The organism is Brevundimonas sp. NIBR11 (assembly GCF_027912535.1).
Taxonomy (GTDB): Bacteria; Pseudomonadota; Alphaproteobacteria; order Caulobacterales; family Caulobacteraceae; genus Brevundimonas.
On the sequence record NZ_CP115465.1, the window covers coordinates 1,192,442 to 1,205,787 of the forward strand.

The following is a 13,346-nucleotide window of genomic DNA, read 5'->3' on the forward strand; positions in this document are numbered from 1 at the left end:
GTCAGATTTCCAGCTTGAGCCCCATGGACTCGGCCAGCGCCTTGGCCCGCCGCCGCGTCTGTTCGCCCAGGAGGACGTCGGCATAACCGTCGGACGCGGTCAGCTTCAGAGCGCCGCCCTTCACCGTCACCTTGGCGTTGGCCAGGAGCTGCGGCGACCGGCCCGAAAGGTCGCAGCCCAGTCGCATGGCCAGACCGAGCGCGCGGGCGCCGGCGCGGGCGTCGTCGCTGAGCAGCCGATCCACGGCCTCGGGCGCCGGCGTCGACGCCCCGCCGCCGTAGCGGGCGTTCAGGGCGCAGGCCAGCCAGACCCGCTCCGGATGCGTCTGGCCCGGGATGGGCGCGCGCAGGACCTGGTCGAACACCAGCTCCAGGCGATGATCGGGATGCAGACGGGCGCCCAGGTCGGCCAGCCGGCAGGCGGCCGCAGCCAGCACGAGGTCCCGGCTCTTTCCGAACGCCACGGGCAGGGCGGCGATGACGTCGTCCAGCCAGGCGTTCAGAGCCGCAGGCATGGCCGGAGAAATCCCCTGACGCGCGCCCAGCGCCGCCGCGCCCGCGATGAGCGGATCGGCGGGCGCCTCGTCCTCGTCCAGCTTTTCGTAGAGCAGACCTTCGCGCAGGCCCCAGGCGGAAAAGCTGATGGTCTTCAGGCCCAGGGCGTCGATCAGCCCCTCCAGCACCAGGGCGGCATACGGCAACGTCTCCGCCCGGCGCTTCGACACCCCGGGCAGCCGGTCCAGCGAGGCCCGCGACTGCTGCGCCACCAGCCGCGTCACGGCCCGCGCATCGTCGGCGCTCATGGCATACTGGTGGACGATATGCAGCGGGTAGTCGCTCATCGCCATATGCAGCTGCGCCAGAGAGCGCCAGCCGCCGCCCACGGCATGCAGGTCCTTCGTGGCGAATTTCTTCGCTGCAGGCTTCAGCCGCTGGGCGATCGTGGCCCGCAGGCGGCCGGCGTCGAACCCCTTGGGATCGGCCAGGCTGAAAGGTCCGAGCGGCAGGGTCACGCCGGGCGCGGCCGCGCCGTCGCCGATCTTGATCAGTTCCAGGCTGGATCCGCCCATGTCGGCCGCGACGCCCTTGGAGCGCGGCTCACCCGCCAGGACGCCGAGCGCTGCGTACTTCGCCTCCTCCTCGCCGGTCAGGACGCGAACATGCAGGCCGGTTTCGGCAGCGACCCGACCACAGAAATCAGGTCCGTCCTCGGCCTCCCGCACCGCGGCGGTGGCCGCGACGAAGGTATAGGCGGGGCGCACGCCCTCCAGTACGGCGGCGAAGCGGCGCAGTGCGATCATCGCCATCTCCACCCCTTGGGGCGACAGGCGGCCGGTCTGGGGCAGGTCGCGGCCGAGACCCGCCAGCACCTTCTCGTTGAACACCGTCCAGATCGCCCGGCCTTCCAGCCGGTACAGCACCATGCGGACCGAGTTGGAGCCGACGTCGATGACGGCCGCCTCGCGCGGCGTCGCGTAGAGTTCGTTCACTTACCGGGCCGATCGTAGCGCAGGCGACCGGGCAAGGTCTTCACCTTGCGACCTCGGCCCGACAGGCTGGGGTTGGTCATGAAATACTGGTGGGCGGAGAAGGGCTCACCGGCGCCCGTGTGCCTGACGCGGGTGTAGCCGCCGTCGGCGCCCAGGGTCCAGCTCTGGGCGTCGTCCTTCAGGTTGGCGACCATGATCTGATCCAGCACCTGGTCGTGGACCGTGGCGTTGAAGACCGGCGTCATGATCTCGACTCGGCGGTTCAGGTTGCGCGTCATCCAGTCGGCCGAGGAGATGAACACCTTGGCACGGTCGTGCGGCAGTTCCTTGCCGTTGGCGAAACAGATGATCCGGCTATGCTCCAGGAAACGGCCCACGATCGACTTCACCCGGATGTTCTCCGACAGGCCGGGCACGCCGGGCCGCAGGCAGCAGATGCCGCGCACGACCAGTTCGATCCGCACGCCCCACTGACTGGCGCGGTACAGGGCGTCGATAATCTCGGGATCCACCAGGGCGTTCAGCTTCACCCAGATCGCCGCCGGCTTGCCCTTTGCCGCCGCCTGCATCTCCTTGCCGATCAGCTCGATCAGCGTCGACTTCATGTTCAGCGGCGAGACGACCAGCGCCTCCAGATCTTCCGGCTGGGCATAGCCGGTGATGTAGTTGAACACGCGCGACGCATCCCGCGCCAGGATCGGGTCCGAGCTGAATAGGCTGAGGTCGGTGTAAACCTTGGCCGTGATCGGGTGATAGTTGCCCGTGCCGAAGTGGCAGTAGGTCTTCAGGCCATCACCCTCGCGGCGCACGACGACGCTGAGCTTGGCGTGGGTCTTGTATTCGACGAAGCCGAAGACGACATGGACGCCGGCCCGCTCCATGGCGCGGGCCCAGCGCAGATTGGCCTCTTCATCGAACCGGGCCTTGATCTCGACCAGGGCGACGACGTTCTTGCCGTTCTCGGCCGCCTCGATGAGGGCGGCCACGATCGGGCTGTCCTTGGATGTGCGATAGAGGGTCTGCTTGATGGCGATGACGTTCGGATCGCGCGCCGCCTGACGCAGGAACTGCACCACCACGTCGAAGCTCTCGAACGGGTGGTGGATCAGGATGTCCTTCTCGCGGACGGCCGCGAAGACATCCCCGCCCTGATCGCGCACCCGTTCCGGGTAGCGGGGCTCATAGCCGGGGAATTTCAGGTCTGGATGGCCCGAGGGGATCAGTTCCGACAGCTGGGCCAGACCCAGCATGCCGTCGACCAGAACCACGTCCTGCGGCGCGGCCTCCAGCTCCCCGACGATGAAGTCGCGCAGATCGGCCGGCATGGAGGCCTCGATCTTCACCCGTACGACCGAGCCCAGACGGCGCTGCTTCAACGCCTCCTCGAACTCCAGGACGAGGTCTTCGGCCTCTTCCTCGATCTCGATGTCCGAATCCCGGATCAGGCGCAGCACGCCCTTCTCAAGCACCTCGTGGCCGGGGAAGAGGTGTTCGATGAACAGCAGCAACACGTTCTCGAGCGAGATGAAGCGCCGCCGGCCCTTCACCGAGCGGCCGTCGCCAGTCAGCTCCCAGAAGCGGCGCACCTGGGTCGGCACGGGCACCAGGGCATAGAGGGTCTTGTTGTCTCTCTGCCGACGCAGCTTTAGCGCCAGAGAGAAGCCGAGGTTGGGCAGGAAGGGGAAGGGGTGGGCCGGATCGATGGCCAGGGGCGTCAGCACGGCGAACAGCTGGTTCAGGAACTCGGGCTCCAGCCGTTCCTTGTCCGTCTTGGTGATCTTGGCCGCGTGGACGACCTCAATCCCGGCCCCGACCAGTTCGCGACGCAGTTGACGCCAGCGCTCCTGCTGTTCGGTCATCAGCTCGTTGGCGGCGATGTTGACCTTTTCCAGCTGCTCGGCGGCGGTCAGGCCGTCGGCCGACAGCACCCGCACCCGCTCGCGAACCTGCCCCTTCAGACCAGCCACGCGGGTCATGAAGAACTCGTCCAGGTTATTGGCCGAGATGGACAGGAACCGAAGGCGCTCCAGCAGAGGGTGGCTGGGGTTCGCCGCCTCTTCCAGAACCCGGGCGTTGAAGGCCAGCCAGCTGATCTCACGATTGAAGAACCGCGTGGGCGAGACCATCAGATCCTCGTCCAGATGCAGCTGGGGCGCATGGGAGGACGGCAGGTCCTCTCCGTGGGTGGCGTCGGCGATGGCGGCGTCGGACATAAGCCGGTTGTGAGGCGCGATTGTTACGGCTGCAAGCGCGATCCGGCTTACTCGTCGAACAGATCGTCGCTGGCGCCGAGAACCTGCCGCGCGAGGCTTCGGGTCACGGGCCGGTGCTCGGCGTCAAGGCGCTCCACGACGCTGGCGGCGGCGGCGGCGGAGCGGTCGATTCTCAGAACCAGATAGTCGATCACCCCGTCGCCTGGCGTAATGCTGCGCTCTGCGAAGCGGGCGCGCAGGATGGCAGACAGGACCGCGTCGTCCGGCGCCTCCATCGCTACGACCCGAACGGCGTCGAGGCGTGAGCGCAGGTCGGGCACCGCGACGTCCCAGCGACGCGGGGATGGACGGGAGACCATCAGCAGAGCGCCGCCGTCCTGATGGGCCAGGTTGATCAGGTGAAACAGAGTCTCGTCGTCGGCGTCCTGGGCGATGTCGAGGAGGACGGGGCGGCCTTCCAGTTCCGACAGATCCGCCAGGGCCGCCTCGGCGCCGTTCAGGGGAATTGCGCCGACCCGCTCGGCCCAGAGAGCGGCCAGATGGCTCTTGCCGCAGCCGGCGGGGCCGCAGATGGCCATGACCTGGCCCGCGCTGTCCGGCCAGGCTGCAAGTGCGTCGAAGGCGAAGGCGTTAGACGGAGAGCGTACGAAGGTCGTGGCGGCGTGCGGCGTCTCCCGGGTCAGGGGCAGCCTGAGTTGTTCGCGAAGGGGGCGGGGCGCCGACATGGGCGGATCATAGCAGATCGACCGGATTGTCCTGATACGGGATTGCGATGCGACGTGGACAGACGATCCCGTCCTGTGGACCGCTGCGACCGCTTCTGACGTCGAAGATAAAAAGCTGTTCGGCACTCGCAGACGCAGCTGATCAGGCCGACAGGCGTCCGCACGACAAAGCACGCGCCTTGAAGCGAGATGGGTTTAGGCTGAAGCGTCCTGTCCTGACCCGTGGGGTCACCTGGACGCAGTAGACGCAGTAGACGCAGTTGACGCTATGGACGGTGTTTTGGCGTCCACCAGGCCATGGCGAAACCGCCGCCGAACTTGACTTTCAGGGGCGCGGATGCGCCTTACCCCGCTTCCAATTCCCTGCCGTCCTGCGGCCGATTCAGACGATTTTCCCCATGCACGCCTATCGCTCCCACACCTGCGGCGCCCTCCGGTCTTCGGACGCGGGCGCCAACGTGCGTCTTTCGGGTTGGGTTCACAGGAAGCGCGACCTCGGCGGCCTGCTGTTCGTCGATCTGCGCGACCACTACGGCATCACCCAGCTGGTGCTGCACCCCTCCACGCCGGGCTTCGAGATCGTCGAGCGTCTGCGCGCCGAGAGCGTCATCAAGATTGACGGTGAAGCCGTCATGCGCGACCCGTCGACCGTGAACGCCCTTCTGCCCACCGGCGAGGTGGAGGTCCGCGTCGCCGGCCTCGAAGTCCTGTCGGAAGCCGCCGAACTGCCGATGCCGGTCTTCGGCGAACAGGAGTACCCAGAGGAAATCCGTCTCCAGAACCGCTTCCTCGACCTGCGTCGCGAGCGTCTGCACAAGAACATCGTCCTGCGGTCCAAGGTGATCTCGTCGATCCGCCGCCGCATGGTCGATCAGGGCTTCCTGGAGTACCAGACGCCGATCCTGACGGCATCGTCGCCCGAAGGCGCGCGCGACTTCCTGGTGCCGTCGCGCCTGCACCCCGGCAAGTTCTACGCCCTCCCGCAGGCGCCGCAGCAGTTCAAGCAGTTGCTGATGGTCTCGGGCTTTGATCGCTATTTCCAGATCGCCCCATGCTTCCGCGACGAGGACCTGCGCGCCGACCGGTCGCTGGAGTTCTACCAGCTCGACGTCGAGATGAGCTTCGTCACGCAGGAGGATGTTTTCGCGGCCATCGAGCCCGTCATGCACGGCGTGTTCGAGGAGTTCTCGAACGGCCTGCCGGTGTCGCCGATCGACGGCAAGCACACCTTCACCAACGACTTCGGCGACAGCTTCGAGCACGCCGGCTTCGAACGCCTGACCTTCGCCCAGTCGATGGCCTGGTACGGCACCGACAAGCCGGACACCCGCAATCCGATCAAGATGCAGGTCGTCTCCGACCACTTCCGCGACGGCGGCTTCGGCCTGTTCGCCAAGATCCTGGGCGCCGACGTCAAGAACGCCGTCTGGGCCATCCCGGCCCCGACCGGCGGTTCGCGCGCCTTCTGCGACCGCATGAATTCCTGGGCGCAAGGCGAAGGCCAGCCGGGCCTCGGCTACATCTTCTGGTCGGACGACCAGAACGCCTGGGGCGGCCCGATCGCCAAGAACCTGGGTCAGGAGCCGACCGAGGCCTTGATGTCCTCGCTGGGCCTCGCCAAGGGCGACGCGGCCTTCTTCGTCGCTGGCCTGCCCAGCGCCTTCGCCAAGTTCGCCGGCCTGGCCCGCACGCGCGTCGGCACGGAGCTGAAGCTGATCGACGAGAACCAGTTCAAATTCTGCTGGATCGTCGACTTCCCGATGTTCGAATGGTCCGAGGAAGAGAAGAAGGTCGACTTCTCGCACAACCCCTTCTCGATGCCGCAGGGCGGTCTGGAAGCCCTGGAGACCCAGGATCCGCTGACCATCCGCGCCTACCAGTACGACATCGTCTGCAACGGCTATGAGCTGTGCTCGGGCGCGATTCGGAACCACAAGGCCGAGATCATGCTGAAGGCCTTCAACATCGCCGGCTACGATTCGTCGGTGGTCGAGGAGCAGTTCGGCGGCATGCTGAACGCCTTCCGCTACGGCGCGCCGCCACACGGCGGTCTGGCCCCCGGCATCGACCGCATCGTCATGCTGCTGGCCGGCGAGACCGCCATCCGCGAGGTCATCGCCTTCCCGCTGAATCAGCAGGGCGAGGATTTGCTGATGAACGCCCCGACCGAGGCGCAGGAGCGTCAGCTGAAGGACGTCCACATCCGCACGGCCCTGCCCCTCAAATAGGGCGGCGCCGGCGGCGGGCCGGCCCGCCGCCAACCTTAGTGGTTGTCGGTGCTGGCGAAATTCCGGCGCGGCGAAGGCGGCGCCGGAGGGGCGGGCGGTGTGATCGGCGCGCGCGGGGCCTGAACGATGGCCCGCGAACCGCAGGTGCGGACACTGAGGCCGCCTGGCAGGCGGGTCGATGCGTCGCCGCAGGCCTGGGACACCTGGCTCTGGGTCAGGCCCCGAGCGCCCGACAGATCGGCGCCCCGGATATCGGTTCGGCGCAGAGAAGCGTCGTCGAACCGGGCCCGGCTGAAGCTGGCGCGCGACAGACGGGCGCCGTCCAGCTCGGCGCTGGAGAAATTGGCTCCCGAGAAGTCCCCGCTGGCCATGTTGGCGGCGTTCAGCTCGGCTCCGGAAAGGTTGGCGCCCCGGGCGCTGACATTGGCCAGGGTCGTGCCGAAGAGCTCGGCGCCTGACAGGTTGGCCTCGGTCAGGTTGGCGGAGTTCATGTTCGCGCCTACCAGCTCAGCGCCCGAAAGATTGGTCCGGGTCATGTCGGCGCGGCTGAAGACAGCGCCCTGAGCCTCCGCGCCGTCCAGTCGGGCGTCACGGAAGTTGGCGCCGGTGAAGTTGGAACCGTTGATCTCGGCCCCGCTCATGTTGGCTCGGCTGAAATCGCTGGCCGAGAAGTTGGAACCGACCAGTTCGGCCCCGCGCAGATCCGCCCCGACCAGGGTCGCGCTGATGAAACTGGCGCCCGTGAAGGTGGCGCCGGCCAGGTTCCGGCCCGACAGTTCGCAGCGGTTGCACGAGCCGCCCAGCGACACCATCCGGGTCACGTCGCGATCCTGGATCGAGAGGCTGACCTCTGCGGCCGCAGGAGCCGCGAGCGCCGCCAGCCCGGCGAAGAGCGCGAGCGCCGGCAGGGCGGCGGAGAGGCGACGGGGGAGGGTCACGGTCTGTTTCACGCTCCCTAAATGACCCCGAAGCGCGGCAAACCCTACTTAAATCGCGGTAAGGATGGAGGTCTTCAGCAGGCGGGAATGCGAAGCCTTCCCGGCAGGGTCGTGAAGGCGTCGCCACAGGCGCGGTTCAGCTGGCTCTGCGTCAGTCCCGTGGCCCGCGCCAGTTGTGCGCCCGAGAAATTGGCTCCGGTCAGGGTGGCGCCCGAGAAACTGGCCCCTTCCAAAAAGGCGCCGACGAAACTGGCGTTGGTCAGGTCCGCGCGGTTGAAGGTCGACGAGGAGAAGACGCCGCCATAGGCCTCGACGTCCCGCAGGTCGCTGTTGGAGAACCGGGTGCGGTTCATTACGGACAGGCTGAGGTCGGCCTGCCGCAAGCGTGACCCTGACAGGTTCAAGCCGCGCGCCTCCAGCCCTGAGAAGTCACCCTGGAAGAGGTTGCAGCCCGAACAGCTCGCGCCGGCGCGGACGCGGGCGATCTGGCCGGCGTTCTGGGCCGAGACGGGGGCGGCCATCAGGGCCAGGGCGGTTGCGGCAAGGATCAGGCGTTTCAAGGCGGTCATGCTCCGACGATCGTGGGCCATGGTTACCGCACAGGTGCTTACGATTGCTGAACCGCCTCAGACCGACGTCGCGACCCGCGAAAGCAGGTCCCGATAAGCGTCCGACAGCGGTTCGGAACGGCCATCGAGCGCCCGGACATAGGTCAAGGACACTTCGGTCAGCAGTTGCCCGTCTCGCCGGATGTCGATCCTCAGTTCGTAGCTCGACCGCCCGATACGGGGGACGGACACCTGGATGTCCAGCAGATCGTCGAACCGGGCCGAGGCCCTGAAGCTGGCTCGGGCGTCCACGACATAGCTCTGGCCCATGTCGGGATAGGTGTCGGTCATGGCGCCGGCGGCGCGGAAGAACTCGGTCGCTGCGACATCGGCGTAGACGAAATAGTTCGGATTGAAGACCACGCCTTGGGCATCGACTTCACCCCAGCGCACCCTCAGAGGGGTGGTGAAAACCTCGGCCACGATCAGCCGCGCATCTGGGGCGCGATCCCACAGGTGTCGCAGATCCAGGCCCCGCCACGCTGTTGCAGGGTGAAGTCGCCACAGGCGGGGCAGCAGGCGTCAGGCTGCCCCTTGGCCGGGCGTTCGACGCTGGGCTCAGTTTTCTTGCCGAAGGGCAGGACGACGAGGTTGTCCGGCGTCGCGCCGCGGGCGAAGCCCTTGGAGATGAAATGGGCGGCGGGCACCAGTTCATCGGCCTTGCCGGAACCCAGACCGTCCGCGTTCAGCGGGTCGGAATCGGCGTTCGCCAGCTCGTGCCGGTCCAGATAGGACACGCCCAGCTCGCGGAAGATGTAGTCCAGAATCGAGGTCGCCGATCCGATCGAATCGTTCCCGGTGACTCGCCCTGCCGGCTCGAACCGGGTCAGCAGGAAGGCGTCCACGAACTCGTCCAGCGGCACGCCGTACTGCAGCCCGATAGAGATGGCGATGGCGAAATTGTTCATCAGGCTGCGGAAGGCGGCGCCCTCCTTGTGCATGTCGATGAAGATCTCGCCGAGCTCGCCGTCCTCATATTCGCCGGTGTGGATATAGACCTTGTGGCCGCCCACAGCCGCCTTCTGGATATAGCCCTTGCGGCGGTCAGGCAGCTTGCGGCGAGTGCGGTCGCGTTCGATGACGCGCTCGACCACCCGCTCCGTCGTCGCCTCGCGAGGCTCGGGTGCGGGTTCCGGAGCGCGTTCGGACATCCCGCGGAGAGTCTCGACTTCAGGCAGATCGAGCAGTGGCTGATCTGAGGCCTGACGGCGCGACAGGCGCAGGATGCGGCGGCCTTCGGCGGCGGCTTGAGTCAGGACAGACATGGCCGCGCCGATGCCCGCCCGGCTGGGCAGTTCGATCGAGGTCAGGTTGGCGACGTCGCTGAAAGGCTCTGCTGCACGATAGATGGTAGCGGCCGCTGCCCCCAAGTCGGCGAGGATGGCCTTCAGCTGCATCGGGGCGCCGGGCCAATCGGACAGGTCTCGACGCCCGAAAACGTAGTCGCTGGCCGCCGCGATCTCGTCCGGTCTCGCGAGGAGAGCCAGCAGTCCGCCCCGGGCCGCAGTCTCCTGATCGACCCCCAGGACGTCACGGATGAAGCCGGCGTCGAGCAGGGGCGAGCTGAAGGCGTCTTCCAGCCGCTCGACCTGGGCTAGGGCGATTTCCACCTCAGCCAGTTCCAGATCGGTGAAACCGCGTGCGGCGAGGGCGTCGTGATCGAGGGCGGGGGCGCCGACGAGCGTGCGGCGACCCAGCAGCCATCGCTCGGCGTCGGCGACATCCCCACCCTGGGCGGCGATCGCGGAGGCGAGAACCGGATGCAGGCGGCGGGCGGTGCGGCCATCCCTGCTCTGAAACAGATCGAGCGCAGCGAGAGGGGTTAGGCCGAGACGCAGATCCCGCTCGGCATCGATCGCTTGGGTCGCGATGATGGAATGGCGCCGACCCGAGGTTTGGGCTGCGGCGCGGGCCTGTGCGGTGCGGAGGGCGGCGGCGCGACCGAGGTCGCTGTCCAGCGCTGCCAGACACGACTCGCGGACTTCTAGAGCGATCAGAACCGTGTGGCCCGTAATCGACCAGTCAGCGGCTGGCCCCAGCCCTTCGGCAAGTTCGCTGGAAGCGAGGGAGGCGGCTGCCGCGAACAGACCCGAGGCGGCCATGAACTGGGTCTCGTCGATCACGCCGTCCGACTGGGCCAACAGCCAGTCGAGGCCGCCGACCAGCGTCGGGGCGATCGGACGGACCGCTTCGCGACGGCGTGCGAGGCCCCCGTCCGGAGCGAAGCCGCAGGTAACTTCGATCTCCAGGGCCGTCGTCCACAAGCGGGCCAGGCCATCCAGCGCGCCGACCCGATCGGGCAGGGCGGCCACCACGGGCAGGGCGATGGCGCAGCTGGGCGCGAGGGAAAGGTCGGCCGCCGCTTCCGCGTCACGCAGCGAGAAGGCGACGATCGCGTCATCGGCCAGACAACCGTCGGCGGCGGCGAGGAGGGCTGCATCGTCGGCCGACGCAGGGTCAGCCACCACGACCACGCGGGGCTGGCTGACCGGTTCCGGCTCCGGAGCCGAGAACAGGCGGCCGGCGATCGCATCCAGAATGGCTGTGTCGTCCGCACCGGCCCGGCGGGCGGCCAGGACGGCGCGCGCCAAGGCCGGGTTGGAGCCCGGATCGCCGCAGACCGCGGCGGGACCCTCGCAGCGCCGCACCGCGTTGCTTACGGCGGCCAGCGTTCGCGCCATGCCCGAAAGGGCGTGGCCGGTGAGGCGGGCGGTGCGCCGGCGGGCCGTGTCGCTCTCGAACCTCGCCCGCACGCCCGGGTCCGCGAGGTCGGAGACGATCGCATTGCGGCTCGGGCGCGTCTGATCCTCCGCCGTAGGCCAAGGGCGGGCGCCCTCCATCAGCACCGTCGACGGCGCCGCCAGCCCCAGAAGCACGCTGGCGACCAGTTCGCTCGCGAACACCTCGGCGTCCGCCCCTGACTTGAACACGCCAGTGGCGCGGCCCCAGGCGGCGAGGCGGGCGGCCCAACGGTCCAACGCTCCGTCCAGAATGGCCGGCCCGACGGCCGGGGGCCGGTTCGACACGCCATCGAACCGAGGCCAATCGTCAGGCGATCCGCCGGACCAATCGAGCCAGGCCTCGACGCGGGCGTCGCTCCAGCCGACCGGCGCCATGACTCGCACCACGCGGTCGGCTCGTTCGAGCTCGCGCGCCTCGCATACCACGGAGGCGGCCAGTTCGGTCAGGAAGGGGGTGAAGCGCATTCGCAGGCCCGGACAGGATCGTTTGCGTAGCCTAGAGCGCTCGGCCGACCCCCTGCAATAGATGTAGCGTTAGCGCTCTCTGTTACCCCCAAGATGTTGTCGGCGGAGATTTGGGCTGAGCGCTGGACGCGGAGGCGGCCGGTTTCTATGATCGGGGGAATGGATCGGGGCTCCCGCCGATCCGAATCTGTAGACTGGATAGGCCTCGTGCTCGGCAGAATCTTCGGTTGGACGTCCGGCGCGACGATCGGCACACTGTTCACCATCGCCAAGCGCGGCGAGCTGATCGGCACCGACGAACTGGGTAACCGCTACTACCAGTCGCGCGACAACGTCAGCTATGACGGCCGCAAGCGCCGTTGGGTCGTCTACGGCGGCTACGCCGACGCCTCGAAGGTGACGCCGGACTGGCACGGCTGGCTGCACTACACCTTCGAAGAGCCGCCGACCGCGGCGCCTCTGCCGCGTCGCCGATGGGAGAAGGATCACTTGCCCAACATGACCGGCACGCCGCTGGCCTGGCATCCGCAGGGTTCCCTGCGGGCTGATGGCGTACGACCCGCCGCGACCGGCGACTACGAGGCGTGGACGCCCGAATGAAGCGCTCCGGGCTCCTGCTGGTCGGCACGGCGGTCGTCGGGCTGACCGTAGCCGGCGGCGTAGTCGCGGGCGGCTGGCAGAACGCGGCGCCGCAGGATGCGACGCCGGCCGCCGATCCTATCGGCGACGCCCTGCGCTCCAATGCCCAGACGGAAGAGGCCGCGCCGGCCGGAGATCCGGCCCCAGCCGTGCCGATCGCCATCACGCCTCCACCTCCGGTCGAGATCGCCGCTGGGACGCTGGAAGAAAAAAAGGCGTCCGCCGACGAGGCCGGTGATGAAGACAAGGATGACGAGGACGGCGAGTCCGAGGCGGACAAGGCCAAACGTCTCGCGCCGGAGACCCGGATTCCCCGCCAGCGTCGGCGCGTCGCGGTCATCGAAGCGATCGACAAGATCACGGCCGAAAGCATGCGGTTCGAGGTCGAGGTCGGCGGACGTCCCGTGCGGTTCAACCAGGCCCTGATCTTCACCGCCCGCGCCTGCGAGGTCTCGGCAGAAAACGAACCGGTGCAGGACGCCATCGCCTATGTCGACGTGACGCTGCAGCCGAAGGCGGCGGGCGCGGCGCCGCGCCAGATCTTCCGAGGCTGGATGTTCTCGTCCACCCCGGCCCTCAGCGGGCTGCAACACCCGATCTATGACGCCTGGGTCGTGGGCTGCAAGGCGTAGGTCACGGCCTCCCCGCCCGATAGAGGGCGGGTCAGGACGGTCTTGTCGGGCGTGGCCCTCAGCGCTGCGGCCAGCATTCTCAGATAGGTGGACTGCGGGGTCTCGATCAGGCCGAACTGGTCCAGATGAGGCGTGCGGAACTGCGCGTCCAGCAGCCGCCAGCCGCCGAGCCTCAACCGCGCGACCAGATGGGCAAGGGCGACCTTGGACGCATCCGTCGCCCGGCTGAACATGCTCTCTCCGAAGAAAGCGCCGCCCAAGGTCACGCCATAGAGCCCTCCGACTAGAAATCCGTTTCGCCAGCACTCGATGCTGTGGGCGAAACCATGCGCATGAAGCTCCAGATACAGGCTACGGATCGGGGCATTGATCCAGGTGTCTTCACGACCGGCGCTCGGGGCGGCGCAGGCGTCGAGCACGGCGTCGAAAGCCGTGTCCACGCGCACCTCGAAGGGTTCGCTCCGGATCGTACGACCCAGGCGTTTGGGGATGTGGAAGGCGGTCAGCGGAATCACGCCGCGCTGGTCCGGTTCGACGAGGAAGACGCGTGGATCGTGGCGGGCCTCAGCCATCGGGAAGACCCCGTTGGCGTAGCAGCGCAACAGAGCCTCGGCGGTGAAATGCTCGGGAGGAAGTAAGGCGGTCGCCTCGGGATCGGACACGTCAGG

General features: G+C 67.8%; 11 protein-coding genes. 3 read left to right on the forward strand and 8 right to left on the reverse strand.

What is annotated here, in order from left to right; all coding sequences use genetic code 11:
* Window position 1: 1 nt before the first annotated feature.
* From O5O43_RS05790 to O5O43_RS05800, 3 genes are read right to left on the reverse strand one after another with little or no spacing between them, the layout of a single operon-like run.
* Window positions 2–1,489, reverse strand: a complete 1,488-nt coding sequence (locus tag O5O43_RS05790; RefSeq protein ID WP_271085961.1) for a Ppx/GppA phosphatase family protein — start codon at window positions 1,487–1,489, stop codon at window positions 2–4.
* Window positions 1,486–3,702 carry an RNA degradosome polyphosphate kinase gene (locus tag O5O43_RS05795; RefSeq protein ID WP_271085962.1) on the reverse strand — a complete coding sequence of 739 codons (2,217 nt, stop codon included), beginning with the start codon at window positions 3,700–3,702 and terminating at the stop codon, window positions 1,486–1,488. The genes O5O43_RS05790 and O5O43_RS05795 overlap by 4 nt, the downstream gene beginning before the upstream one ends.
* Before the next feature lie 47 nt (window positions 3,703–3,749).
* A complete protein-coding gene (locus O5O43_RS05800) occupies window positions 3,750–4,427 on the reverse strand; it encodes a DnaA/Hda family protein (protein WP_271085963.1) in 678 nt (225 codons plus the stop codon).
* A gap of 389 nt (window positions 4,428–4,816) precedes the next feature.
* Here O5O43_RS05800 and aspS point away from each other — a divergent pair, with 389 nt between their 5' ends.
* Window positions 4,817–6,655: an aspartate--tRNA ligase gene (gene aspS / locus O5O43_RS05805; RefSeq protein ID WP_271086392.1), complete on the forward strand. Its 1,839-nt coding sequence runs from the start codon at window positions 4,817–4,819 to the stop codon at window positions 6,653–6,655.
* A gap of 35 nt (window positions 6,656–6,690) precedes the next feature.
* On the opposite strand, the gene O5O43_RS05810 is transcribed toward aspS, so the two are convergent.
* The 4 genes from O5O43_RS05810 to O5O43_RS05825 all read right to left on the reverse strand — a co-directional run bounded on the left by O5O43_RS05810 (window position 6,691) and on the right by O5O43_RS05825 (window position 11,407).
* Window positions 6,691–7,593 (reverse strand): pentapeptide repeat-containing protein, encoded by a 903-nt coding sequence (locus tag O5O43_RS05810; protein ID WP_271085964.1) that lies wholly within the window; start codon window positions 7,591–7,593, stop codon window positions 6,691–6,693.
* 74 nt (window positions 7,594–7,667) lie between these two features.
* Window positions 7,668–8,153 carry a pentapeptide repeat-containing protein gene (locus O5O43_RS05815; protein WP_271086393.1) on the reverse strand — a complete coding sequence of 162 codons (486 nt, stop codon included), beginning with the start codon at window positions 8,151–8,153 and terminating at the stop codon, window positions 7,668–7,670.
* Between the two features lie 66 nt (window positions 8,154–8,219).
* On the reverse strand, window positions 8,220–8,624 hold the full coding sequence (locus tag O5O43_RS05820; RefSeq protein ID WP_271085965.1) for a thioesterase family protein: 405 nt from the start codon (window positions 8,622–8,624) through the stop codon (window positions 8,220–8,222).
* 2 nt (window positions 8,625–8,626) lie between these two features.
* A complete protein-coding gene (locus tag O5O43_RS05825; RefSeq protein ID WP_271085966.1) occupies window positions 8,627–11,407 on the reverse strand; it encodes a TSCPD domain-containing protein in 2,781 nt (926 codons plus the stop codon).
* A 207-nt stretch (window positions 11,408–11,614) separates the two neighbouring features.
* Here O5O43_RS05825 and O5O43_RS05830 point away from each other — a divergent pair, with 207 nt between their 5' ends.
* Entirely contained in the window at window positions 11,615–12,007 is a 393-nt protein-coding gene (locus O5O43_RS05830) for an NADH:ubiquinone oxidoreductase subunit NDUFA12 (protein WP_271085967.1), read from the forward strand.
* Window positions 12,004–12,678 (forward strand): DUF2155 domain-containing protein, encoded by a 675-nt coding sequence (locus O5O43_RS05835; RefSeq protein WP_271085968.1) that lies wholly within the window; start codon window positions 12,004–12,006, stop codon window positions 12,676–12,678. The genes O5O43_RS05830 and O5O43_RS05835 overlap by 4 nt, the downstream gene beginning before the upstream one ends.
* On the opposite strand, the gene aat is transcribed toward O5O43_RS05835, so the two are convergent.
* Window positions 12,645–13,340, reverse strand: coding sequence for a leucyl/phenylalanyl-tRNA--protein transferase (aat, locus tag O5O43_RS05840; RefSeq protein ID WP_271085969.1), 696 nt, complete (start codon window positions 13,338–13,340; stop codon window positions 12,645–12,647). The two genes, O5O43_RS05835 and aat, sit on opposite strands and share 34 nt — an antisense overlap.
* Window positions 13,341–13,346: the final 6 nt, after the last annotated feature.

Coding starts and splice junctions, on each gene's coding strand:
- O5O43_RS05795 (WP_271085962.1), bottom strand. CDS start 3,702: ATGTCCGACGCCGCCATCGCCGACGCCACCCACGGAGAGGACCTGCCG.
- O5O43_RS05800 (WP_271085963.1), bottom strand. CDS start 4,427: ATGTCGGCGCCCCGCCCCCTTCGCGAACAACTCAGGCTGCCCCTGACC.
- O5O43_RS05825 (WP_271085966.1), bottom strand. CDS start 11,407: ATGCGCTTCACCCCCTTCCTGACCGAACTGGCCGCCTCCGTGGTATGC.
- O5O43_RS05835 (WP_271085968.1), top strand. CDS start 12,004: ATGAAGCGCTCCGGGCTCCTGCTGGTCGGCACGGCGGTCGTCGGGCTG.